Source organism: Brucella sp. BE17 (genome assembly GCF_039545455.1).
GTDB lineage: Bacteria > Pseudomonadota > Alphaproteobacteria > Rhizobiales > Rhizobiaceae > Brucella.
In genome coordinates this window covers 338,351-362,164 of sequence record NZ_CP154468.1, presented here as the reverse complement: position 1 = coordinate 362,164, position 23,814 = coordinate 338,351, and the positions used below count along the sequence as shown (strand labels likewise).

Genomic DNA, 23,814 nt, shown 5'->3' with positions numbered 1-23,814 from the left:
GTCTTACTCCGCCGCTTCAACACGTGGGGTGGGGGCAAAATCATCAGGAAAATGCCGGAGAGCGCTCATGACGGGATAGGGCGTAAAGCCGCCAAGCGCACAAAGCGAACCGAACTTCATGGTTTCGCAAAGGTCTTCGAGCAGTTCTGTATTTTTCTCCCGCTCGATGCCGAGCGCGATCTTGTCCACCGTCTCGACGCCGCGCGTCGAGCCGATACGACAGGGCGTACACTTGCCGCAGCTTTCCACCGCACAAAATTCAAGCGCGAACCGGGCCTGCCGGAGCATGTCCGCGGTTTCGTCGAACACCACGATACCCGCATGTCCGATAAGGCCGCCCGCAGCCGTAAAAGCTTCATAGTCGAAAACCGTATCGAACAACGAGACCGGAAAATAGGCACCAAGTGGACCGCCCACCTGCACAGCCTTGACGGGACGACCGGTAATCGTACCGCCACCTATATCGTTGACCAGCTGACCGAGCGGCAGACCGAAGGCGGTCTCGTAAAGCCCGCCATGTTTGATGTTTCCGGCGAGTTGGATAGGGATCGTGCCATGCGAACGCCCGACACCGAAATCGCGATAAAAGGCTGCGCCCCGATCCATGATGACCGGGATGGACGCCAGGGAAATTACATTGTTGACGACGGTGGGTTTTCCGAACAGTCCTTCCAGTGCAGGCAGTGGCGGCTTGGCACGCACGGTTCCGCGCTTGCCTTCCAGACTGTTGAGAAGCGATGTTTCTTCACCGCAAACATAGGCGCCAGCCCCCATGCGCACTTCGAGATCGAAGGCGCGCCCGGAACCGAGAACGGAGCTTCCGATTATGCCTTCGCGCCTGGCGATGGCGATCGCCTGCTCCATGGCCTTGATGGCGTACGGATATTCCGAGCGGGTATAGATAAAGCCTTTCGTTGCACCGACGGCAAGACCGGCAATCGCCATGCCCTCGATCAGCACGAAGGGATCGCCTTCCATGATCATGCGGTCGGCAAAGGTGCCGCTATCACCCTCATCCGCATTGCAAACGATATATTTCTGCTCGGCTACAGCATCCGCGACGGTCTTCCATTTTATCCCCGTGGGGAACCCCGCGCCACCACGCCCGCGCAGGCCGCTTTCGGTCACCTGCGCAATGATATCGGCTGGTGCCATTGCAACAGCCTTCTCAAGCCCCTTCATACCTTGATAGGCGCGATAGTCCTTAACTGACAGCGGGTCTGTAACGCCGCAGCGGGCAAATGTCAGGCGCGTCTGGCTTTTGAGGAAGGGGATCTCCTTTGTCCGCCCTAGACAGAGAGGATGCTCGTCACCGGTGAGAAAACCCGCATCGAAAAGCGACGCAACGTCGCCAGGTTTGACCGGCCCATAGGCGATACGACCTTGCTCGGTGCGCACTTCCACGAGCACTTCAAGCCAGAGCATGCCGCGCGAGCCATTGCGAACGATCTGGACATCAAGGTCGCGACTGGCCGCTTCGCGCTCGATGGCTTCTACAACACGGTCTGCTCCGACTGCCAGTGCAGCAGAGTCACAGGGAACGAAGATTTTGACCGTCATCGCTGCACCTCAGCCAGAATGTTGCCAAGAGCGTTTTCATCCAGACGTGCATGCACCTCGCCGTCCAGCATCAAGGCCGGTGCCTGTGCACAAAGGCCAAGGCAGAAGACCGGCTCCAGTGTGACGGACCCGTCTGGCGCGGTTTCGTGCCAGTCAAGCCCGAGACGGCTCCTGATGGTTTGGGCAAGCGGTTCACCACCCATCGACTGGCAAGCTTCGGCGCGACACAGTTTGAGCACGTGGCGGCCAGAGGGTTGATCGCGAAAATCGGCATAAAAGGTTACGACGCCATGCACCTCCGCCCGCGACACATTCAGGGCAGAGGCGATGATCTGCTTGGCACTTTCGGGAATATAGCCGAATTCCTCCTGAACCGCGTGCAGCATGGGCAGCAACGGCCCTTCCAAATGAAGAAAATCGTCAATGACCGCAGAAACACGCGCCGCCTCATCTGCGGCGACCGTCTGAATACTCATAAGCCAGTCCTCCCAACCGCCATGAGCAAAGCTGGGGAGCGGGACTTTTCAGTCCATTCACAACCTTGCGATGACCTGGAGAATGGCGAAAAGGACAGTATCAGGTCAATAAGGGGTTTCCGTCGCTCGATAGAATTTTCCTATCAAAATCGCGTTCTGCGGCACGTTGCCGCGCCTCATGTAGCAGCGCCGAAACCAGTGGTGTGTGAGGCTCACGGTAAGTCGCAATCAATCCCACCAGATGCTCGGCATCGGGCTCAACAATCGGGATCATTTTTATCTGTTTTTGATAACTGAACGATTCCAATATATTAGGGGGCATTATCGAAGCCCAGTGCCCGGTTCGAATATGTGAGAACAGCACGATCATCGAATTGGATTCGAGCGTTGGCTTCACCTCCACGCCAGCTTCTGCCATGTGCTTGTTGATGATACGGCGGTTTTGCATGTCCGAAGTCAATAGGCATAGCCTAAGACCGGAAACCTGTTTCCAGGTCACGCTTTCCTGATCGGCGAGAGGTGTTCCGGCTGCAGTAATCAGGTGATACCGCTCCGAATAAAGCGGCACCGTCGTCACCCGCCCCAGCGGCTCGTTGTCGAGATAGGTGATTCCCGCATCGATTTCGAGATTCTCGATCTGGCTCAACACCTGAAGCGAGGTGCGCGATGTCACCGAAAATGTCACATCAGGGTGTCGTGCTTGAAACGATTCCGTCAAGCGCGGCACCATGGCAAGTGCTGTGGGAATGACGGCAAGCCGAATATGGCCCGCCAGCCCCTTGCGTGCGGCCCGCATTTCCTCGCGCATGGTGCGCGTATCGGCAACGATACGGCGCGCCCATTCGAGAACTCGCTGCCCTTCAGGCGTCAACCCTTGGTATCGGGCTGCACGTACCACCAGAACGACGCCAAGTTGATCCTCCAGTTGCCGGATCGCGGCCGAAAGACTTGGCTGTGAAATACCGCACTCCTCCGCAGCCCGCCCGAAATGCTTTGCGCGAGTCAATGCGATGAAAAATTCCAGCTTGTCGATCATGCTTTCTCCCAGAGGTACGCCCCTTGTAGCGATGGCGCATGGGAGAACACTAAATCGAAGAAGACAAGCCCGTAAATGGTTGCAACTATTTCCATAGAAAACGTCGGACGGAGTGCTTGAAGCGCCTCGAGCAATCGTGGGCTGCCACAGGCAGCGCAATGAAAGAACGATAAAGCCAAGCAAAACAACCGCTTTCACTGGCTGAATTTTATAGCCCTAAACATGCGCGATGAAGGTCCGTCCGAGCCAGAACTGGCGCGCGTTACGACGTCTGCAAAATTCCCCTACTGTTTCAAAAATTTTCAGCTATAGTGAGCGCGTAAAATTGCAGTCGGTAGATAGGGCCCGGGGGGGATTATGTCCGATACGCGAAATAATCTGCAAAGATTCGATCTTTGTCTTTCTCTGTCTGAAATGGCGATCAATAGTCAGCTTGCCGAAGCCTGGCGGGTTTGGGCGAAAACACGCTCACGTGAGAGGCATGTTATCGTCAGGCACGATGAAACAGGCAGCGACATTAAATTGACGGCCAGGCTGGATGTACCCTCTTTATCCTTGATCGCATCGCCCCATGACAGCGGCAAAGTGTTGGTATCCTTGCCAATCAAGAACGGGGAAGCAATCATAGTCGCAACCGGCGAAAAAACCGATCTTGGTTCTTGTTCGCTGTCCTTTCTATCCACTCTGGAAAGAAAACCCGTCTCGCTAAAGGAAATTTCACGGCTCGACCCGGACATTGGTGAAGACGTGGGCGAAACAGTACACAACAACCCGCAGAAAGACTCGACCGAACGGCATTTTGCTATTCAGGCGCTATATCTCAATTTGATCGTTTCTGAGCACGATTTTTCGGATTTTCGCCTGCTCGACGCACTCGGTAGAACTTTTGACAGTCCTCATTTGGACCGGATCCGGGAAGTGCTCCTGAATGCCCTGCGAGGGCTTGGCAGCGGGCAGCTCCTAATGGGAACCATCGTCTATCCCAAAGAGAATACCAAGCGTGCGACAACACTCGCACCGTTGGATTTTCGGCACAATATTCGCACCAATGATATCGACCATCGAGGAAGTTCAATCGACTATTTCGGTGTTTTCGAAGGCTCCTGTGAAGGGCGCTCCATTGAGAACGAATATCAGGCCAGCGCAACATGGCTCGACATCGAAAAAATTACAGGCAATGGAGTGACAGCGGGCATAATGGCGATCAAAGGACGTCAGTTCTCGAAGCTGATCGCGCAGAAAATCGCTTACGTACTGGGTGTTCAGGCCCCTGTGGCCGATGGCGATGGATGGCTCATCCTCTCGCGCTCAGATAACGAAGTAAAAAGAGACGGCAATATCTTTCAATATGATCTGAAGAGGCTGAGCAATCAACAGACACTGATCAGGATATTCCCAGTGCCGACCAAAAATATGCTCGAACTCAGCATCCATGTAGCAGTTGCCGAGCAAATTTGGCTGACGTCGAAAATTGCATCGAATTTCGAGGGGAAATGGTCCAAAACCGCCGCGGCCTATCTGCAGATCATTATGGAAGATACATTTGGCGTCGACGAGCCTTCGATCAAACTTCGGCTTTCCCAGAGAAAGCCCGATTTTTCTATTTCGCCGCTCGCCTATGACGAAATCGAACACAGCTGGACACGTGACGTCGACCGGAAAATTGGTTCTGCCACAGGCGGGTCAGTCGAGGAAAGCTGTGAACGCGCTGTCGAGAATAATATCCAATGGATAACCCAAGCGCTGCAAACTGCCTTCACCGGCTTCTCCGTCAGCCTCGACAATTTCGATTTCGTTCCTCCCGGTGAGCAGGATTTCATTTTTACAACCCCGCGTTTCTCACCCGAGCTCGATCTCCTTTTTGATGTGAATTTTAAAAGTCCGGTCATAAGGGGCCAAAACTAACGCGTACCGTAGAAAATTTGAAATACCTTCTGCAGAAATTCAAAACAAACATTTGCGACTGATCAACCGTTTCTGTCAAGGCAGAACCCGTTCAAATCCGTCGATCCAAACGTTCAAAAGCATGCATATGGAGTTTAAACACCAACGCCCCGACGGTTGAGGATTGGCAGCCCGCCGGTAGCGGAAAAGTCCGGGAGGACAGGATCATGACCACACCAAACTTCGTCCGATTTGACCTTGCCCGTAGCGACGGCAAGCGCGACTATTTTACCTCTTCTACCGACATCATTGACTATTTTGAGCCTGCCCGCACCTTCGGCGAGAGTGAACTCGCTTCCGAGAGCCAGATATCGCAATACCAAAACAGGGTGCTCGCCGTTCCAGACCACCGCCCTAATGCGTTATGCCCTATGGTTTTTACACTGGGAACCAAAGGCGCATTGCACCTCGTGCGCAAAACACAGGAAGCCACGGCCGGATGGGAACGGATCGATCTTAACCACGCATTTGCGATGATGAGCGGCAAGGAAATGCAAGTCGCGGCATTTGATATCGATTGGGATGCGGAGGGCAAAATATCCATCATTGTTGCAACCAGAAATGCCGAAAACAAAGATCGCTGCCAGATCTATATTGCACCCAGTTTGGACAGTGAAACCAGCGACTTTTCGACAATTGACTGGGAAGATTGGAGCGGGCGGGATTTTGACGTGCGTGCCGTCAAGATCGCACGGAAGGAAGACGGGGCGTGGCAAGCGATTATTTCCGGGCGGGATGGCCCTGCTGGCAGGACCTATCTTCTCGACAGCCGCCTGCCAGCAAAGTCTTTTTCTCAGGCAATCCAGTTGAACACAGGTGTATCATTGTCGCAGGTCGATAGTTTCGATCTGGGCTCACTCGGTGATGACGAGCAGGCTATACACTGTCTGGGGCGGGATGCACGCGGTGCGACAGGACTGCAAAGCCGTGCGATTCCGCGCCTTGACGCACAAGGACGAATACAATCCACGCCACCTATACGACTGTGGTCGTGTCCTGCAGGCGCGCGCGTTCTAGCGCTGGGCTTCCCCACCGACGATGGTGCCAACCTTTATATTGGTGGCGATGGTATTCACACCATCGCAGCCGATAGCTTTGATGATGGCCGTGCCGCGCCTTGCAAGACAGTCATGGACCCCGCATTCGTCAAGGGGATCGCGCGTCTTGTTGTGGCTGAAGGTCCCGACGGGGATGCAACCATCTGGGCTATCGACGGTGTAAACCGCCTTTGGACGACAACACGCGATAATGCTGATGATGACTGGAGCCCACCGCTGTGTATCCGAAAAGGCGTCACCGAAGTCGCGCCCGTGCGGGCCGATAATCATCATACGACAGCGGTTATTCTCGTCTACAGGCGTGGTGAAGCCAGCTACCTTTGGCGGGATGCTCAACAGCAAGGTATCTGGCAAGAAGCGCCGATTCGCGTCGCAGATCCCGATTCAGGTTCCAAGGTGGCCTGTTTTGGCACGAATTTCAGGGTTCTCACGAAAAACAGAACACCTCGAGCCCAGGTTCCTATTCAGCTAACCGCTTCAGTTCTTTCCAATCTCGTCGTGAATGGCGAGAGCGTGCTGGTTGGGCCGGACCTGCCGCTTGAGATTACCACAAAGGAAGATGGCTCGATTGGAATTTTTAATCGGGCCGACACATTCACTCCAGCGAGCTATCGACTGCATTTGCCTGGACATGACAATGCTATCGAAATCATGCCTTCCGCTGGTATATTTGAACGTTTTCGGACTCTTTCCGCGAAAAACCTGCATGACGCCAAGCTTGACGACGGCAGTCCCCTTCTTTCACCGGCAATACGGCAACCAGATAGCGCAGGCCAGGTCGAGGCTTTTGCTAATGCCCTCAACAATGCCGCCCTCCTTTCTCCGCGCAGCAATAGCGGCGTCAACGGCATCAGTTTCGTCAAGCCAGATGCGCCTTTCGTGACCGCGATTGACCCCATGAACTTGCCGCAGAACTATGGTCTCAGTGTTAAAGCGGCGGACGGGGGTATTCAGGTCTCTGTCGGCATCGACAGACCCTCGCACCGTGAAACAGGTGGCTTCCTGAAGGGGATAGGTGAAACACTTTCGGATGCACTTGAAAGCATATGGACAGCGCTGGATAATGGTGTTTCTTACGTGATCAAGAAGGTGGGTGACGGCATTCGTTTCGTATGCGAGATCGCTGGCAAGGTAAAAGACTTCGTCATCAACACCCTTGAGGAGATCGGCGGCTTTTTCTCCAATCTCTGGGACAGCGTGGTCGATGCTGCAGGAAAAGTCTGGGAATACCTTAAATTCCTGTTCGACTGGGATGATGTGCTGATCGTACGAAACATCATATCAAATGGCATCGAACAGCGTCTTAAATCGGCTCGCCAGGATACGAAAGCCGGTAAGCGCGTTGTCTCCACTGCCATCGATAGCCTGCGAGACAACATCGCCTCCTTCGCTCACGATCTCGGCATTCGCGATTACAAGAAACTTCCGGCCCCCAAGGCGGGAAAATCAGGAACAACAGTCGCCGGCAACGCAGCGCCAAACACCAAGATGGAAGCGGCGCAGAATAATGGCGTTTCCTCCTGGCTGGCGGACAATCTTAATGCGATCTTCTCGAAAATTATCCAGATCGAGACCCCGGAGCCTGAGGGTGAAGAAGAACCCGAGATGGAAACAGGGATGATTCTCGAGACGGTGAAGGAAGGCTGGGATGCACTTAAGGATGATATCCAATCGATCGTCGGCCCCGATTTCGACATTGGTGATCTCACGCTCGATACAATCCAGCGCGTCCTTGCGGTCATTGCATTACGGCTGGCAGAGACGGCGCTCGGTTCTGTCGAGGTAATAATCATCAAGCTGCTTGAAGTGGCCGATAAGTTGCTCGGGCTGCTCCATGACATTTTATTCTCGAAAATTCGGCTGCCTTTCATCGAAACGTTGATTGAGATGGTCTCAGGCAAAAAGATCGATACGAGTTTCCGTCTGATCGATGTCCTCTCACTCATTGTCGCCATCCCGACCACGCTTATCTACAAGATCGCCACCGGCAAACGACCGCCGCGCGAACTCGAGGCGTGGAACGGTGACAATGCCGTGTTCGTCCAATCGGGCGGCGAAGACCGCCCTGCCCAGCAGCGAACATGGGACAGGTTGATGGCAATTGCTGCGCCTGTATTTGGAACAGTTTATCTTGCCTATAGCGCCTTCTCCGCCAACAAAGTTGTCGCAGCAGGGGCCACAGGCATGGAAAATAGCACTTATGGCAGGCTGATGAAGGCCAAAGACGCAGTCGGCGCGCTCATGCTGTTCGGTAGCAATGTGCTTGGTGAAACCATAACCGCAACAAAAAATCTTTCTAGCAAGGAAACACTTTTGCAGGCCCTGCTGGTTTCGGTCGGTCTGTGTCAAGTCGCCTGGAAGGGTATCAGCATCATCAAGCGATCAAACCAGTTCTCTACCGCGATCGCACAAGGCAATTACCGCATTTCCGGGGCGGACAGGTATAAGGATACGATTGCTGGGTCAGCTGTCGACCTTATATTCGGTGTCATGAATACACTCCTCAAGACGCTCAGGTTCATGTCATCGTCCAAAAGCGGGGTAGACACATGGTCGGAATTCCTTGCGGGCCTGACCAAGTATCTCGGTCAGATAGTGCTGTCATTGGGTACCTGGTCGCGTAACCCCAAAATTCTTCTTGCAGCGCTTGTAATAGGAGCCACGTCCATCGTGGCCGGTACTGTCCAAGCTATTGCCATGAAGGACGAAGCAGCAGTTTGATATGCCTTTTCAGGTAGAGTTTCGTAAATTGCTACGGGAAACAGTCCACGTCCATCCTTGATCATCAAGGATGGACGTGGAATCCTCAACCAGTTTCGAGACAAGTTCGGCCACAGAAGCTTCCGGCGCTTGCGTTCTTAACAGTGCAAGTCGCGCGGAAATGACGGCTGACGCGCCACTCGTCCCTGAAGTCTCATCACACACGGCAAAAATACTTGTCCGGCAAGGAGTATCGGCACTCGGTGCGAGCCGCTGCGAGGAGGGAAGGATTTTAATGGCATTTTCATGGTCAAATGCCGCCCCAACACTTACAACCTCCCGCAATATCGCCGGCCACGCCATACCTTGATTTGGATAGTTCCGGCCCCAATTGCCTGCCGCAGCAACGGTGGCAATGCCGACATCGCGAAGATGCGATACATATTTCTGCGCCGGCGTAAACCTGTAAACCTCATCATTCTCATTGTGGCTCATATCGGCAAGCGGTACGCAAACTACGGAAATTTTTAGGCTTTCTGCATTTCGGCAGATCCAATCGAACGCCTCAATCACAATCCCCACATTGCTGGTTAGGCCAGCAGCAGCCACGATCTTAACGACAAAGATGCGGCATTTCGGATATGTTTTCAGGATAGACAGGCAAGTCAGGGTTGCATGCGTTTGCTTCTCCTCACGCCATCCGTCCGGCCCGTCTGGATCGGTCAGGTCTATGCCTGCAATATTTGCATCTGCTGGTAAAGAGGCAAGGTGAACGCCAGTATCGATGATACAAATAAGAGGCGTGAGGGAAGCCATTGGCATATGTGTCACGAACCGAGCTGCTTGGGGGCTTAAAATGAGAGCCTATTAATTTGGTGAATATGACAACAGCTGAAACTGCACCAGAAATTGGCTTGATCAATCGGACCGAAACACTTGCATTCTTGCGTTATGTCCCGGAGGAAACCACGCCATATGGATCATCGGCGGTTGTGACTGTACAATCTCAAAACCAAGCCGCTGATAAATGGGAAAACCGTTGGAACCAAACATGGGAGTCGAGAGCGTTAAGGCGATATTTGCCTTCGTGGCAGCAACCTGCAATCCTTCTATAACACTGGAACCGATACCTTTTCCCCTTGCCAGTTTCAGGATTTGAAGTTCTGAAATCCGCCAGTCTGTAAATCCCAGATCAATGATGGCACGCCCTACGGGCGACCCCAACCGTTCGATGATAAAATCAAAATGATCGGGATAAACACTTTCAAGGCCCGTACGCAGGGCTTTGAACTGTTGCTCATAGAGAGCGCGAATAAAATCCTTATTACCTTCCGCCCATGACAGCCATGGGCGCGTCTCCAAGAAAAGCTGGAAAATGAAATCCTGATCGCTCGTCCCAACAAGCCGCAGCGTCAGGTTTTCTCCAAATACAAAAGAACCGGCGAAACCATTCATAAGCGTTGAGGGCCAATCTATCCTTGAGCGTGTTGAATATCCGCACCTTATCCGAAGTGCTTGCCTCCTGAAAATCCGTGCCATAACTGCAAAATTGCCGCGATGTCTTAACGCCACGGTATTCTTTAATTGAAGACGATCTCGAGACAAATAATGCCAGTTTCAAAGCTGAGCACACGCTCTATATAAACAGGACCGATCGGACCAAGACCGTCGCAAACAATGATGTAATGGCCCCCTGTCACCTCAGAAAAACTATCCTGCCGAACGGATAAAATAAGACTGAAAGCACCTCGCACAGCGTTTGGTGCCGCGGTTTTTGGGTGGTGCACAATCTCTTTCAATACAGCCTCGACCGGATCATCATCGCCGGTCAAAGCAATCGTCATCCCAATAAAGGGAGCAAAGTTTTCAGCGGTCAGTCGGGAAAGCATCATGGCCTGTACGGGTATATGCCGGCTATGCAGAAGATGAAATTAATTGCAAGGTAGGGTGGCCGCGCATCAATGGGAGCGCTTGCGCCTGTAACACCGACGGAAACATTTCCACCTGTAATCGCATTGGTTTGCACAGTCTGCGCGGCCGTAGGTGCATCTCCAGAGAGAGTTACGCTACTATTATGAAGATCAACCTGATCGCTGGCTGCGGTACCATAAAACCGAACCGATGCTGAACCGCCACCGGCGAGAACCGAACCTGTCGTTGGATTTTGAAGTGTACCAGCCGTCCCGTTCGCTTTTAATGTTGCAGTCTGAGATCCTGACTGCGCCGGAATATTGAATGTGGCCGTTCCTGTGGGTGTGAATGTCGCAACATGTGCGTGGGCCGGAAGCTGGTTCTGCGTCAATTGAATAACGTCATTACCGCCTTTACTTGCTATGGGATAATTCACCCCTGACGGCCGTTGCCCATAGCCGATCGGAAACGTTCCACGTAAATCTGGGATATTGAAATTGGTCCGGCCATCCCCGCCATATCTTGATCCTATAAGCGCGAAAACGGCCTCAGATTGCGATACAGGCAATGATTGCCCATTGCATTGAAGCCAGCCTTGAGGCGCCCAATCAAAAGCAATCGGCAAAATTGTCGTAAGGTACGCGTCCATGAAATCCCCCCTTTTGAAATACCCCAGATTTTGCTGCGATATGACTTGCTGATCATGACAAATAAACGCGCTTTTGCAACTAGAAAAAATAAAACGAATCGTCTTTCTGCGCAGAAAGAAATTCCATTCGATGTGCAGCGGACGTATTTTACGAGACCGACATTATGGCAACATAGTGTATAAAATCGCGACAATGTCCTCGCTTAGGCCATAATAATATATTGCAGCAGAACCCTTCATCGAATAATGGTTAGCTCCTGATTGCAATCTAACGGGGGACAGCCTGTAGTTGCGGCCCTACAGTTCTGATCGATGCCCAAATTGATTAAGCATGGCCGCCTAGCGTGACTTTAGCGGGGGCAAGCATGCGCAGTGATATCTCTTTTTGGGATAAGATTTTTCGTGCCGTTTCAGAACACGTTTTCGGAATCAGTCTGAAACAGAGGTGTATTGCTTTTTTTCCTGCTTTCGCAGGCTTTCTGATTCTCATTTGCAGCAGCCTGGGCAACATTACCGACGCGCATGCAGCGCTCTCCGCGGCGTGTAGCCAGATTAATACAGATTATGGTGCTGGACGTTTTCTTTCGGGTTCGGATGTCGAAGAGAAAGACTATCAGGGATTGACTGCGGGCGAATATATTTCATGGTCAGGTTCGACGACAGGGACTTCGAACGGCGCCGCAGCATCCTACACCATAATAATCGACAACTTTAATGAAATTATTGATGATGCCAGCAATCTAAACGGAAACATAAACCGGTCTGGTAACTTCACAGCCACGAGCGAACACGATAATCTACAAATAATTCTTTTAGTAACCCAAGATATCAACCCGCCGAGCAATAACACCCTCACCTTTACTGCAAGCTGCTCAGCAGGAACACCCGCCTCTCCTCCCACAGTCACCGGAGTTTCCCCTGAAACTGGTTCCGCAAGCGGTGGCGATAGCGTCACCATTAACGGCACGAATTTAAGCGACACCAGCGGTGTGACCTTTGGCGGCAATGCTGCAACCAACATCAGCAATGTTTCCGCGACGCAAATCACTGCCACAACGCCATCACATACGGCAGGGGTGGTCGATGTGATTGTCACCACTCCCGGAGGGAGCGTGACGGCGACAGGGGCCTATACTTACAAGACGAGCCAGACCATAATCTTCAACAATCCCGGCGCTCAGAATTTCGGGACAGCGCCGACGGTGTCCGCAACCGTCAGTTCCGGGCTGACGCCCACTTTCAGCTCTTCGACCACTGGCGTCTGCACCACCACCCCCGAAGGAACACTCACTTTTCTGGCGACTGGCAGCTGTACCATCAATGCCGATCAGTCTGGCGATAGCACCTATCTGCCGGCAGAAACAGTCAGCCGGAGTTTCAACGTCCTTGCGGTTGCGCCCGGTGCTCCAACCATCGGCTCGGCTTCAGCAGAAGACGGGGCAGCTGTCATCAGCTTTACCTCGCCAGCCTTCAATGGCGGTGCTGACGTGACAGACTATACCGTGACCTCCAGTCCGGGTGGTATCACCGCAACCAATTCGGCAAGCCCGATCACCATCCCCGGACTGACAAATGGCACTCCTTATACCTTCACCGTCACCGCCACCAACAGCGCAGGAACCAGTAACGCCTCTGCCGCATCCAATTCGGTGACGCCCAAAGGCAACCAGACCATAAGTTTCAGCAATCCGGGTGCTCAGAATTTCGGAACATCGCCGACGCTGACAGCGTCCGCCAGCTCGGGCCTGACACCCATATTCAGCTCTGCTACCGCTGGTGTCTGCACCATCACCCCCGAGGGAACACTCACTTTTCTGGCGGCTGGCGAGTGTACCATCAATGCAGATCAGGCGGGTGACAACGCCTATCACGCAGCAACCACAGTCGGCCAGACATTCACGGTCCATGCGGTTGCGCCTGGTGCTCCAACCATCGGCTCGGCTTCCACAGGAGACGGGGAAGCCATCGTCAGCTTTACTCCGCCAGCCAGCAATGGCGGTGTTGAGGTGACAGACTATACCGTTACCTCCAGTCCGGGAGGCATCACCGCAACGGGTTCGGCAAGCCCAATCACCATCACCGGGCTGACCAACGGTACCAGCTACACCTTCACCGTCACCGCCACCAATAGTGCGGGAATCAGCGGCGCCTCGGCCGCATCCAATACGGTGACACCAACTGCGGCATTACCTGCTCCAGTTGCGAACCCGGTTAGTGTGACGGTTCAAGCCAATTCCACGAATAATCCAATTACATTGAACATCAGTGGCGGATTGGCAGACTCTGTAGCGGTCGCCACGCCAGCCAGTCATGGCGCACCATCCGCATCCGGCACGGCGATCACCTATACTCCTACGTCGGGCTTTTGGGGTCCCGACAGCTTTACCTACACCGCCACCAATGCCACGGGCACCTCGGCACCAGCCCAGATTAGCGTCACTGTTACGGCACCCACTTTCACCTTTACGCCGACCGGCGGCAATCTTACCGGTGGCTCGTTGAACACAGCCTATACCCAGTCCATTGTTGCTTCTGGCGGAAACGCACCCTATGGCTATGCAATCACTGGCGGTGTATTGCCTGCAGGCTTGATGCTCGACGCTTTGAGCGGAACGATCTCCGGCACACCCACCGTTAACGGCACGTACAATTTCACCATCACCGCCACCGATAGGTATGATGCCACCGGATCGGCGAGTTACAGCCTTCGCGTGACCACGTCACCGGTGACGCTTGCCTTCTCACCGGATTCGGGTGCTCTGGCTGCAGCCAATGTGGGAGAGACCTATAACCGATCCGTGACGATCACGAATGGAACGGCTCCCTATACCTATTCAGCAACAGGGCTGCCGTCTGGCCTCTCGATCGAACCAAAAAGCGGCGCTATTACCGGCTCACCAACCACGGCAGGCAATTATACCGTGGTCGTTAACGCCAGTGATAATGCCTCACCGGCCAATACGGGCTCTGCAACCTATACGCTGACAGTCAACGCAGCACCGAGCTTCATCTTTACTCCAGCAGCAGGCAGCCTGCCTGCTGCCAATGTGGGAGAAACCTATAGCCGGTCCGTGACAGTCACGAATGGAACGGCTCCCTATACCTATTCGGCAGCAAGGCTGCCGTCTGGCCTCTCGATCGAACCAAAAAGCGGCGCTATTACCGGAACACCAACCACGGCAGGCAATTATACCGTGGTTGTTAACGCCACTGATAGTGCCTCACCGGCCAATACGGGCTCTGCAACCTATACGCTGAAGGTCAACGCAGCACCAAGCTTCATCTTTACTCCAGCAGCAGGCAGCCTGCCTGCGGCCATGGCGGGTGAGGATTACAGCCAGCAGATATCGGCCAAGGGCGGAACGGGCGCTTTGGTCTACAGCCTCGCTTCCGGTTCCCTTCCTCCCGGCATGATCCTCAACATCTCCACTGGTGCGCTTAATGGTCCTCTGGCAGCGGATGCAGCGGCGAAGGAGTACAGCTTCACCATCGAGGTACGAGATAATAACGGGGCGACGGCAAGAGCGGCCTATACACTGCCCGTCAAGGAACGCGCTGTGAGCGTAACCGACAAATTTATTGATGTTCCCGCTGGATCGACACCAAGCAACGTTGATCTGACGAGAGGCGCAACCGGGGGGCCGTTCAGCGCGGCCGCTATTGTTGCGGTACAACCAGCCAATGCTGGGACCGCCTCGATCGTCAATGGTGAATTCGCGCAGGCAAGCGGTGCTACACCAATAGGCTGGTACCTGAAATTTATACCGAACAAAGCCTATTCAGGGAAGGTGATGGTGCAGTTCCGCCTTACAAGCACCTTGGGTACATCCAACACGGGAACAGTCACCTATAGTCTTGGCTATGATGCAGCTGAGGTGACGTCCGAGATTGACGGGCTGGTGCATGGCTTTGTTCGCTCACGCCAGAATATGATTGTCTCGACTATCGAGGTACCTGGATTGCTGGAACGCCGCCAACTGGCCAACGTCAACGATCCACTCACCGCGCGCATGTCACCGTCTGCCAACGGTCTCACCACCTCTTTCTCTACAAGCCTCCTTCAGATGGAAGCTGCAGAAAACTACGCCAATGGTTTGGGTGCGGTCGGATTGTCTGCGTTCAATATATGGATCGACGGCACATTCATGATGCACAATCGCGATGAGAACGGCAGCAAATGGGGTAATTTTGGCATGATCTCCTCTGGCGCAGACTATCTGCTTTCAGACCGCGCGCTCATCGGTGTCAGTCTCCATTATGATCGGATGACCGATCCGACCGATAAAGATGCAGAGCTCAAAGGCAATGGCTGGCTTGCAGGACCCTACGCATCGTTCGAAATCGGCCGGGGCGTCTTCTGGGATACGAGCCTGCTTTATGGAGGCTCGTCCAACAGCATCGACACCGCCTTCTGGGATGGCTCATTCGATACAACTCGCTGGCTGTTCGACACCTCCATCAAGGGACAATGGAACCTGGACGAAACCACCACGCTCGTCCCAAAGCTGCGCGCCGTCTACTTTTCGGAAAAAGTCGATGATTATGCGGTCGAAAATGACAATGGCGATACAATCGACATGCGCGGGTTTACAGAAGAACAGTTTCGCGTCAGCTTTGGCGCGGAGATCACTCGTCAATTCAAGCTCGAAAACCATGCTGTTCTTAGACCGAAGCTCGGTCTGACAGGCGGTTTTTCCGGCCTTGACGGTTCCGGTGCTTTTGGTCAGGTCTCTGCCGGCTTCGCTCTACAAACGGAGAATGCGTGGAATATCGACGTTGGGCTGCTGTTTAATATCGAAGGCGACGGCGAGACTTCGGCAGGTGCCAAAATGGGGGTTGGCGCAAGGTTTTAAAGTGAAGACATCGTGCTCGGGAGCGAGGAATATCAGAAAAGCTCTCAACGCGCGTTGCAGTGGATCTGATCCAGGGGCTACCGTTCAATGATGACATTGCCCCGCCAAGCTCCTTTATCATCCATAGGGATGGTGAACCCTGATCCTTGCTGAGATGCCCGGCGCGCCATAGCGAGCCGGCGTTTCTCCGATCGTCTGAATGCAGAATAACGTCTCCATCATGACCGACGGTTGCCACGATAAAATGCGGCGGCGAGCGAGAAATTGCCTTTGATATCAGCTCCATTGGGACCTCCGAAGCATGGCACCCGATAATTTAAAAGCCCTTGCACATCGGCGACAACCACAGACGTAGCTAAAGCATCTCTTCCACCCGCGGAAACCCTTTTTTGGATAAAAACATTTTAAAAGCAGAAACCTAAAGCGCTCTCTCTGACTATGTCAAAATGCAACACGCTTTAGGTCTGCCCATCGCGAACGAACGGCATCTGTCTGATCCGTTTGCCGGTCAACCCGAAGACCGCATTTGCAACGGCACCACCGGTCATAGGCACTCCAATCTCACCCGCCCCGGTCGGTGCCGCCTTTGAAGTGACCACGCCGACAGTGATTATGGGCATGTCAGTCATGCGCAACACATCATAGTCATAAAAATTCGACTGCTCCACCATGCCACCTTTCACCGTAATCCTTTCGCGTAAAAGGCCGGAAAGGCCGAAGATCACGCCCCCTTCGATCTGAGCGCGTAGATTTTCGGGGTGAATGACCAAGCCGACATCTGCCACGGCCCAAAATTTGTGCACCCGGATTTGGCCGGTATCCTCATCCACCGAGACCTCTGCCACACCAGCGCCACGGCTCTCCTTGTACCCGGCAAAGGCGAGGCCATGCGCACGTCCCTCGGGAGCGTTGCCATAATCGGACAACCGCAGAACCTCTTCGAGCACAGCAAGGCCGCGTGGGCTTTTAGCCAACAGGCGGCGGCGGTAATTGACAGGATCACTGCCGACGCTATTCGCTATCTCGTCTATGAAACATTCTCGCGCAAAACAGACCTGGCCTGCGCCGATGCCGCGCCATGCAGCCACACGGATCTGTCGCGGCACGATGACATGTTCCGCGACGAGGTTCGGAATGTCGTAATCGGTACTTTCGCTGCCTTCCATTACCAGTAGGTCTCGTTTGTCCCCGCTTTCCCACATGGCAGGCTGCGCAAATTCGACAATTGACGGCGACGCTATACGATGCCGCATCCCGATAAGGTCTCCCGCATCGTTCAGCAGACCACTGAAATGATGCGCCCCGGCAGGGCGGAACCAGCCATTCTTCACATCATCCTCGCGGGTCCAGATGAGTTTTACCGCGCGCCGTAGGCCGGCAGAGAGCAAAAGGGCGTCGCGCAGCTGCTCACGTGCAAAAACTGTGCGTCGTCCGAACCCGCCCCCCATCTGCATCGAATGGAAGCGAATACGATCAGGAGTCGTCTTCAGAACCCCAGCCGCAACCATAATCGTCACCGATTGGCTTTGAGTTCCAAGCCAGACTTCGGCGCCTTTCCCATCCTCATCGACATTGGCGAGCGCGCAAAGCGGCTCCATCTGGGCATGATAGACCGGCTCCGTCGCATAGGTCGCGGTGAACGTTTTGATGCTCTGCGGGATGGTCGCGTCCAGATCACCACGCTTGTGCCACGTAACGGCGGGCAGCGCCTCATCGCCCGCGCTGGTGATTAACGCGTCCAGCATGGTCTCGCTGTCTGCGCTGCGGAAAGGAGAAACGTTGGTCCATTCAACTCGGACCAGATCGCGCGCCGCAAGCGCGGCCTCAAGGCTTTCCGCCAGTACGTTGACGCGGTTTTCCAGCGCGACAATATCGACCACACCGGGCAGGCTCCGGGCCACGGCATCGTCGATCACCTGCGGGGTCTCGCCTTCCACTGGCGCAAGAATCTGCACTGCATAGGCCATACCCGGCACCCGGACATCAAGTGAATAGCGGGTTTCTCCGCGTGATTTAGCCGATATATCGAGGCGCGGAACATTCTGGCCGATGATCCGCCATGACGCGGGCGATTTATAGTCATCTTCGTTAACTTCAGGCAGAGCCCTTTCGGGAAGCGGCAGTTGCGCGACCTCGCCATAGGGCATCATCCGCCCGGATGCGTGGTGCAACACCTGGCCTGCACGGGTGTCAAGGCTGTCCGGCGAAACCTCCAGCTGAGCTGCAGCCATATGGATCAAAACCTGGCGAACCGTCGCGCCAGCCCGACGCATCGTATCAAAGTATCCCTCGATCGACGTGCTGCCCGCAGTATAGAGAATGCCGCCAATCTTCGGGTTGCCGTAGACGTCAGGTGCCCCGCCCGAGACCTGTTCGGTCTCCACCGTTTGCCAGTCTGCATCCATCTCTTCGGCTAGGATCATCGGCAGAGCCGTTGATATCCCCTGACCCATTTCGGTAGCGGCACATCGGATCGTGATCCGGCCATCAGCCGCAATGCGTACCCAGGGTCCAAAGTCCACATCCACGCTGTCCTGTGCCTGAGCAGCGCCGCGTGAAATATCAAGCCGTCCGCCTGCGAGAAAAGCGATACAGAGTGCACCGGAACCCGTCAGCAGCCGACGACGGGAAAACATTAGGCCGTCTTTCATGGATCATCCCTCCTGTGCGACGCGTTCGATGGCGTGAATAATGCGGCTATAGGTCCCGCAACGGCAGATATTCCCGGCCATGGCGTCGATGATCTCTTGCCGGTCCGGCTGCGGATTGTGTTGCAGCAGAGCTGCCGCCTGCATGATCTGACCTGACTGGCAATAGCCACATTGGGGAACCTGCTCGTCGATCCACGCCCGTTGCAGCGGATGCGCGCCATCGGGGGACAGGCCTTCGATGGTGGTGATCGCCCCACCCTCGATATCTTGCAGCGTTAGTTGGCAGGCAAAGGTCGCAAAGCTGTCGAGATGAATCGTGCAAGCGCCGCATTGCCCGGCTCCGCAGCCAAATTTCGTGCCTGTAAGGCCAAGATGTTCTCGTAGCACCCACAGAAGGCTCGTTTCGGGTGGGGCGTCCACCCGCATATCGGTGCCGTTCACGCTCAGGGTAATCATGGGTGTCTCCATTGTGCTGGATCGGGGGGGCCCGGGGTTTAGAGGAGTGGTCAGGGCCTGTCGCTCAGGAATTCGATGATACTGCTGCGTTCTTCGGCGTTGCGGACGGACGCGGCCATCGAGGTGCCGGGAACAACCGAACGCGGGGCTTCAAGGAAGGCGTCGAGGCTGGCTTTGTCCCAGATGAAATCCGCGTCGCGCATGGCTGACGAGTAACGCGCGCCCTCGAGCGTTCCTGCCGTGCGGCCGAAGATATTGGCCAGCGACGGCCCGGTGCGGTTGACGCCTTCTTCAAGCGCGTGGCAACTGGCACAGCGTCGGCGAAAGGCTGCATCAACATCCTGCGCAATGGCCTCGCCAGCGCTCGAAAGCATAAAGAAAGCCAGCGCAACATGTCTGGTCTGTGGGATTTTCATTTGATCCTCGTGTTTCTCCCCCCACAGGGGGTACCTTCAAAAGCCGAGGTCCGAACCTAGGGTATCGTGGGTTTCCTGAACAACCCAGGCCATTCGGGATATAGAATCCGAAAATCACGAATTGTCATAACAGCGAGTAGCGATTAATATGCGAGAGCAAATTGGGCTGATTGCCCCCAAACAGGGAGCACCGGATGGACCGGATCGAGGCAATGCGCATTTTCGCCCGGATTGTGGAAACCCGTAGTTTCAGTCAGGCCGCACGTGATCTGGGCATTCCTGCATCCACAGCCAGCGACGCGGTTAAACGGATCGAACGCAAGCTCGGCGTGCGACTGATAGACCGCTCCACAAGGCTTGTTGTTCCGACGGAGGATGGCGAGGCGTGGTATGCAAGATGTCTTGCACTGGTCGCGGGCATGGAGGATGCAGAGGCGGCATTTTCAGGCCAAAAGGCCGAGGGCCGGCTGCATGTGAATGCCCATGGCACGCTTGCCCGCAACTTCATCTTGCCGGGGCTTCCGGCATTTCTGGAACAATATCCCGCACTTGATCTGGTTTTGTCTGAGGGCGACGCGCTGGTTGATTTGCTCAAGGCGGGAGTGGACTGCGTTGTCAGGGTCGGGATACCCGCCGACAGCGAGCTGTTCTCCCGTCGGCTCGGTGAACTGGAGGAAGTAACGCTTGCTTCCCCTGCCTATCTTGAGCGTTACGGAGTGCCTAAATCGCCCGACGATCTGGCAGGGCACCGGATGGTAGCATTCCGATCCTCCGCGACCGGCGTGCCGTTTCCGCTGGAGTTCTGCGTCGACGGCAAGTTTATCGAACGCCGTCCGAAGATTGCACTGACAGTGACTGCGGCTGACACCCTGGCCGCCGCCGCTCGACAGGGGCTAGGGATCATCCAAGCACCGCGCTACCGATTTATCCGCGATCTTGCAGAGAAGCGGCTGGTCGAAATTCTCCCTGATATGCCTCCAGCGCCCATGCCGGTTTCGGCACTCTATCCGCGTGACCGGCAGCTTTCCCCGCGCGTCCGGGTCTTCCTGGACTGGCTGGGGAAGATCGACTTCAGTAAAGAGCCGCCCCGCCATTATTTGTGATTTTCGGATAGTAAGAGCGAAAAACCCACCATTATACGGCACTCAGATTTGGTCTATCTATTCTTCAAAGCGTGATTTTACCACGCAACAGGAGAACATATCATGTCACAGTCAGTTAAAACCGCAATCGTCACTGGTGCATCTCGCGGAATAGGCGCGGCAATCGCCCGTCGCCTTGCCCAAGATGGGCTTGCCGTCATCGTAAACTATGCCGGAAGCACCGAAGCCGCCACGAGCTTTGTCCGCGATATCACAATTCAGGGTGGCAAAGCGATTGCCCTTCAAGCTGATGTCTCCGACGCCGCGCAGGTCAAAATGCTGTTCGATGCTGCCGAGGCCGAATTCGGCGGTATCGATGTGCTCGTCAACAATGCAGGTGTGATGGTGTTATCTTCCCTAGCCAACGTGGAGGATGAAACCATTGATCGCCAGATCGATATCAACCTTAAGGGAACGATCAACACCCTGCGTCAGGCGGCCAATCGGCTGCGCAGCGGCGGGCGGGTCGTCAATCTATCGACATCGGTGGTGGGGCTGAAGCTGGAAAGCTATGGAGTGTATGCGGCCACCAAGGCGGCCGTCGAGGCTTTGACAGGCATTATGGCCAAAGAGATGCGGGGCCGTAATATCACGGTCAATGCGGTCGCCCCTGGCCCGACTGCCACCGACTTGTTTATCAACGGAAAATCTGATGAGCTGATTGCCCGGTTGGCGCAGATGAACCCGCTGGAACGGCTGGGCACACCTGAGGATATTGCTGCGGCGGTGTCGTTCCTTTCAGGCCCCGATGGAGCGTGGATCAACGGTCAGGTGCTGCGCGCCAACGGTGGTATGGTCTGAATACGCGCCGGGCGATCCGTCTGCCTGGCCCTCATGGTCGGGCAACGGCGGCGCGATGATAAGCCGATGGTGTAGTATCGGAAGGCAGTTTGCGCAAAGGCGCTTTGAGCCAGGTAGCCTTTTGCTGGCAAACAGCCGGAATACCCGTGACAGGACGATCAGAGATTGAAGTAGTGGCCCAGTTTAAGATCAGAGATCAGGTCGGGCTGCCCCGGTTCCCATCCAAGCTGAGCACATGTCCAGACATTTGATGCCCTGACATCCATCCTAGCGAAATGTGAAAACCAGTCGAAATGTGCTGCCGCCTCTTCTAGGGTCTTGCTGACGACCGGAATACTAAGCCCATCACCGATGGCTGTCGCGATATCACGAAAAGCAACACCGTCTTCGGCCACGGCGTGATAGCGCGCGCCTGCAAAACCCTTTTCCAATGCCAGCCGGTAGAGCCGCGCCGCATCCAGCCTGTGGACGGTGGGCCAGAGGTTACGTCCCTCACCCTCATAAGCGGAAACACCCGTTTCACGCGCCAAGCGGATCAGCGTCGGCACAAAGGCATGATCGCCCTCACCATGAACCGAAGGGGCCAGCCGGATCACTGACACTAATCCACCGCGGTCAACAATACGTCGTGCAGCCTCTTCCGAGGCAGAGCGAGGATTTGCCGCGCTGCCTTCTACGGGATCGGTTTCTTCGGTCACGGTCCCGCCCTTGGGTAAAACCCCGATGGCGGATGTAATGATCAGCGGTCGGTCAGAGCCTGCAAGTTCGTCACCGAACAACCCAATCACACTCCGGTCGGCTTCACAACTCTCCCTGAACTGCGAGAAGTCATGGTTGAATGCCGTATGGATAACAGCATCTGCCCGCTGAATACCCTGTCGCAGGCTTTCAAAGTCGTCGAGATCACCGGCATGGGCCTCAGCCCCCATTGCCGTCAGCATTCCGGCGGCAGCCGCCGACCGGGCGAGGCCCGATACGCGATATCCGGCATTGACCAGTTCACGAACAACAGCAGTGCCAACAAATCCTGTCGCCCCAGTAACAAACACGCGCATGTTCCAAATCCTCAATGGCTCTCCGCTGTCTCATCTTGCGGATAGAGGCCCAGCATAGATCAGCTGCGCCATACGATGAATGCCCTCAAGTCCTAACATTGTTTGCGATCGTACAATCCCCCGCGCTGATGCTTCTGCTTTTCAATCAGCAGTCAGATCAGACCGGTCGTGCGCGGTAGAGGGGGGTGTCTGTCTGACCCGCCATATGGCTGCGATTTCAGCCAATATGGACAAAGCGAGCATCGAAGCGTCGCGCATTGAGGGAATCAATCCGACCGGACCGTGAATTCGCATGATCTGTTCCGCACGGACCCCCTCCGCAATCAGTCTCTCCCGGCGGCGGGTCTGTGTCCGTTTGCTGCCGACCGCACCAATAAAGAAGGCTGGCCCCGTCAGCGCCTGCTTCAACAAGGCATCCTCCCATTCGGAATCATGGAAAGCTAAGACGAAAGCGGTCCATGGGTCATCTGGCACCGGCGGCAGCGCGTTGGGCGAAACGAGCGGCACCGCAACGCCACCGCTGGCATCACCGCCCGCCGGCAGATCAGGCACACGCATCTGCAGCTCTGTCTCAATCCCACTGGCCTGCGCCAGGCGCGCGAGAGCAAGCACATCAGCGCCACGCCCAGCGATACGCAGTCGCATTTTCGGGGCGTGATGAAAGGTAAATTCTGCCCCTAGGGGGGCATCCGCAAATACGTCGCCCGAGGCCATGAATGCAATGGTCGCCATTTGCCTGGCCGCCAACTGGTCATGCCATGAACGCAATATCTCCGCATCAGCGGCAGGCAGGATGGTTACCTCAATCGCCCCGCCGCAGGGCAATGGCAAATCGACGAAGGGAGAACCCGCGCCGTAGCGCAATTTACGTGGCAAGCCGTCCGAGATTGAAGCCTGCGCTTGCAAGGCAACATCGGCATCAAGGCAACCGCCCGATATGTAGCCCGACCGGTCGCCGCCCGCTGACACGGCCATCATCGCACCGGCCGCCCGAACGCCCCCACCATCGACCGCCGTCACCACGACAAGGGCCGCGCCGCCTCTTTGCTCCCATTCCAGCCATGCAGCCAGAACGTCTTGAACATGTTCGGAAAACCGGACCACCA

17 protein-coding genes are annotated in these 23,814 nt (G+C 55.2%); 5 read left to right on the top strand and 12 right to left on the bottom strand.

What is annotated here, in order from left to right; all coding sequences use genetic code 11:
- Window positions 1-3: 3 nt before the first annotated feature.
- From AAIB41_RS13120 to AAIB41_RS13110, 3 genes are all read right to left on the bottom strand, one after another.
- Window positions 4-1,560, bottom strand: coding sequence for an NADH-quinone oxidoreductase subunit NuoF (locus AAIB41_RS13120; protein ID WP_343315735.1), 1,557 nt, complete (start codon window positions 1,558-1,560; stop codon window positions 4-6).
- Window positions 1,557-2,036 (bottom strand): formate dehydrogenase subunit gamma, encoded by a 480-nt coding sequence (locus AAIB41_RS13115; RefSeq protein WP_343315734.1) that lies wholly within the window; start codon window positions 2,034-2,036, stop codon window positions 1,557-1,559. The genes AAIB41_RS13120 and AAIB41_RS13115 overlap by 4 nt, the downstream gene beginning before the upstream one ends.
- Window positions 2,037-2,136: 100 nt before the next feature.
- Window positions 2,137-3,072 (bottom strand): LysR family transcriptional regulator, encoded by a 936-nt coding sequence (locus AAIB41_RS13110; protein WP_343315733.1) that lies wholly within the window; start codon window positions 3,070-3,072, stop codon window positions 2,137-2,139.
- Window positions 3,073-3,429: 357 nt separating this feature from the next.
- Between AAIB41_RS13110 and AAIB41_RS13105 the strand changes: the two genes are divergently transcribed.
- Together AAIB41_RS13105 and AAIB41_RS13100 are read left to right on the top strand one after the other, a co-directional pair.
- A complete protein-coding gene (locus tag AAIB41_RS13105) occupies window positions 3,430-4,977 on the top strand; it encodes a hypothetical protein (protein ID WP_343315731.1) in 1,548 nt (515 codons plus the stop codon).
- A 206-nt stretch (window positions 4,978-5,183) separates the two neighbouring features.
- Window positions 5,184-8,795: a hypothetical protein gene (locus AAIB41_RS13100; protein ID WP_343315730.1), complete on the top strand. Its 3,612-nt coding sequence runs from the start codon at window positions 5,184-5,186 to the stop codon at window positions 8,793-8,795.
- Window positions 8,796-8,804: 9 nt separating this feature from the next.
- Here AAIB41_RS13100 and AAIB41_RS13095 read toward each other — a convergent pair whose 3' ends face one another.
- From AAIB41_RS13095 to AAIB41_RS13080, 4 genes are all read right to left on the bottom strand, one after another.
- Window positions 8,805-9,590: a S8 family serine peptidase gene (locus AAIB41_RS13095; RefSeq protein WP_343315729.1), complete on the bottom strand. Its 786-nt coding sequence runs from the start codon at window positions 9,588-9,590 to the stop codon at window positions 8,805-8,807.
- A 102-nt stretch (window positions 9,591-9,692) separates the two neighbouring features.
- The gene (locus tag AAIB41_RS13090; RefSeq protein WP_343315728.1) at window positions 9,693-10,313 is read right to left on the bottom strand and encodes a GNAT family N-acetyltransferase; all 621 of its coding nucleotides are present in this window, start codon (window positions 10,311-10,313) and stop codon (window positions 9,693-9,695) included.
- A gap of 41 nt (window positions 10,314-10,354) precedes the next feature.
- Window positions 10,355-10,666 carry a hypothetical protein gene (locus AAIB41_RS13085; protein WP_343315727.1) on the bottom strand — a complete coding sequence of 104 codons (312 nt, stop codon included), beginning with the start codon at window positions 10,664-10,666 and terminating at the stop codon, window positions 10,355-10,357.
- Window positions 10,663-11,334, bottom strand: coding sequence for a tail fiber protein (locus AAIB41_RS13080; RefSeq protein ID WP_343315726.1), 672 nt, complete (start codon window positions 11,332-11,334; stop codon window positions 10,663-10,665). Before AAIB41_RS13080 ends, AAIB41_RS13085 begins: the two co-directional genes overlap by 4 nt.
- Before the next feature lie 365 nt (window positions 11,335-11,699).
- On the opposite strand from AAIB41_RS13080, the gene AAIB41_RS13075 reads away from it, so the two are divergent.
- Complete coding sequence (locus AAIB41_RS13075) at window positions 11,700-16,187, top strand: putative Ig domain-containing protein (RefSeq protein WP_343315725.1); 4,488 nt, start codon at window positions 11,700-11,702, stop codon at window positions 16,185-16,187.
- Between the two features lie 458 nt (window positions 16,188-16,645).
- Here the strand turns inward: AAIB41_RS13075 and AAIB41_RS13070 are convergent, their stop codons facing one another.
- From AAIB41_RS13070 to AAIB41_RS13060, 3 genes are read right to left on the bottom strand one after another with little or no spacing between them, the layout of a single operon-like run.
- Complete coding sequence (locus AAIB41_RS13070) at window positions 16,646-18,838, bottom strand: molybdopterin cofactor-binding domain-containing protein (RefSeq protein ID WP_343315724.1); 2,193 nt, start codon at window positions 18,836-18,838, stop codon at window positions 16,646-16,648.
- 3 nt (window positions 18,839-18,841) lie between these two features.
- A complete protein-coding gene (locus AAIB41_RS13065) occupies window positions 18,842-19,294 on the bottom strand; it encodes a (2Fe-2S)-binding protein (RefSeq protein ID WP_343315723.1) in 453 nt (150 codons plus the stop codon).
- Between the two features lie 50 nt (window positions 19,295-19,344).
- Window positions 19,345-19,710, bottom strand: a complete 366-nt coding sequence (locus tag AAIB41_RS13060) for a c-type cytochrome (RefSeq protein WP_343315722.1) — start codon at window positions 19,708-19,710, stop codon at window positions 19,345-19,347.
- 194 nt (window positions 19,711-19,904) lie between these two features.
- Between AAIB41_RS13060 and AAIB41_RS13055 the strand changes: the two genes are divergently transcribed.
- Window positions 19,905-20,813, top strand: a complete 909-nt coding sequence (locus tag AAIB41_RS13055; RefSeq protein ID WP_343315721.1) for a LysR family transcriptional regulator — start codon at window positions 19,905-19,907, stop codon at window positions 20,811-20,813.
- A gap of 102 nt (window positions 20,814-20,915) precedes the next feature.
- On the top strand, window positions 20,916-21,653 hold the full coding sequence (locus AAIB41_RS13050) for an SDR family oxidoreductase (RefSeq protein ID WP_343315720.1): 738 nt from the start codon (window positions 20,916-20,918) through the stop codon (window positions 21,651-21,653).
- 158 nt (window positions 21,654-21,811) lie between these two features.
- On the opposite strand, the gene AAIB41_RS13045 is transcribed toward AAIB41_RS13050, so the two are convergent.
- Both AAIB41_RS13045 and AAIB41_RS13040 read right to left on the bottom strand, forming a co-directional pair.
- Window positions 21,812-22,708: an SDR family oxidoreductase gene (locus AAIB41_RS13045; RefSeq protein ID WP_343315719.1), complete on the bottom strand. Its 897-nt coding sequence runs from the start codon at window positions 22,706-22,708 to the stop codon at window positions 21,812-21,814.
- Between the two features lie 141 nt (window positions 22,709-22,849).
- On the bottom strand, window positions 22,850-23,812 hold the full coding sequence (locus AAIB41_RS13040) for an XdhC family protein (RefSeq protein ID WP_343315718.1): 963 nt from the start codon (window positions 23,810-23,812) through the stop codon (window positions 22,850-22,852).
- Between the last annotated feature and the right edge of the window lie 2 nt (window positions 23,813-23,814).

What these genes read in the sequence shown, in the direction of transcription:
- AAIB41_RS13085 (WP_343315727.1), bottom strand. Translation starts at nt 10,666, where the DNA reads ATGATGCTTTCCCGACTGACCGCTGAAAACTTTGCTCCCTTTATTGGG.
- AAIB41_RS13080 (WP_343315726.1), bottom strand. Translation starts at nt 11,334, where the DNA reads ATGGACGCGTACCTTACGACAATTTTGCCGATTGCTTTTGATTGGGCG.
- AAIB41_RS13105 (WP_343315731.1), top strand. Translation starts at nt 3,430, where the DNA reads ATGTCCGATACGCGAAATAATCTGCAAAGATTCGATCTTTGTCTTTCT.
- AAIB41_RS13100 (WP_343315730.1), top strand. Translation starts at nt 5,184, where the DNA reads ATGACCACACCAAACTTCGTCCGATTTGACCTTGCCCGTAGCGACGGC.
- AAIB41_RS13075 (WP_343315725.1), top strand. Translation starts at nt 11,700, where the DNA reads ATGCGCAGTGATATCTCTTTTTGGGATAAGATTTTTCGTGCCGTTTCA.
- AAIB41_RS13115 (WP_343315734.1), bottom strand. Translation starts at nt 2,036, where the DNA reads ATGAGTATTCAGACGGTCGCCGCAGATGAGGCGGCGCGTGTTTCTGCG.
- AAIB41_RS13070 (WP_343315724.1), bottom strand. Translation starts at nt 18,838, where the DNA reads ATGAAAGACGGCCTAATGTTTTCCCGTCGTCGGCTGCTGACGGGTTCC.
- AAIB41_RS13045 (WP_343315719.1), bottom strand. Translation starts at nt 22,708, where the DNA reads ATGCGCGTGTTTGTTACTGGGGCGACAGGATTTGTTGGCACTGCTGTT.
- AAIB41_RS13120 (WP_343315735.1), bottom strand. Translation starts at nt 1,560, where the DNA reads ATGACGGTCAAAATCTTCGTTCCCTGTGACTCTGCTGCACTGGCAGTC.
- AAIB41_RS13090 (WP_343315728.1), bottom strand. Translation starts at nt 10,313, where the DNA reads ATGGCACGGATTTTCAGGAGGCAAGCACTTCGGATAAGGTGCGGATAT.
- AAIB41_RS13110 (WP_343315733.1), bottom strand. Translation starts at nt 3,072, where the DNA reads ATGATCGACAAGCTGGAATTTTTCATCGCATTGACTCGCGCAAAGCAT.
- AAIB41_RS13060 (WP_343315722.1), bottom strand. Translation starts at nt 19,710, where the DNA reads ATGAAAATCCCACAGACCAGACATGTTGCGCTGGCTTTCTTTATGCTT.
- AAIB41_RS13050 (WP_343315720.1), top strand. Translation starts at nt 20,916, where the DNA reads ATGTCACAGTCAGTTAAAACCGCAATCGTCACTGGTGCATCTCGCGGA.
- AAIB41_RS13065 (WP_343315723.1), bottom strand. Translation starts at nt 19,294, where the DNA reads ATGATTACCCTGAGCGTGAACGGCACCGATATGCGGGTGGACGCCCCA.
- AAIB41_RS13055 (WP_343315721.1), top strand. Translation starts at nt 19,905, where the DNA reads ATGGACCGGATCGAGGCAATGCGCATTTTCGCCCGGATTGTGGAAACC.
- AAIB41_RS13095 (WP_343315729.1), bottom strand. Translation starts at nt 9,590, where the DNA reads ATGGCTTCCCTCACGCCTCTTATTTGTATCATCGATACTGGCGTTCAC.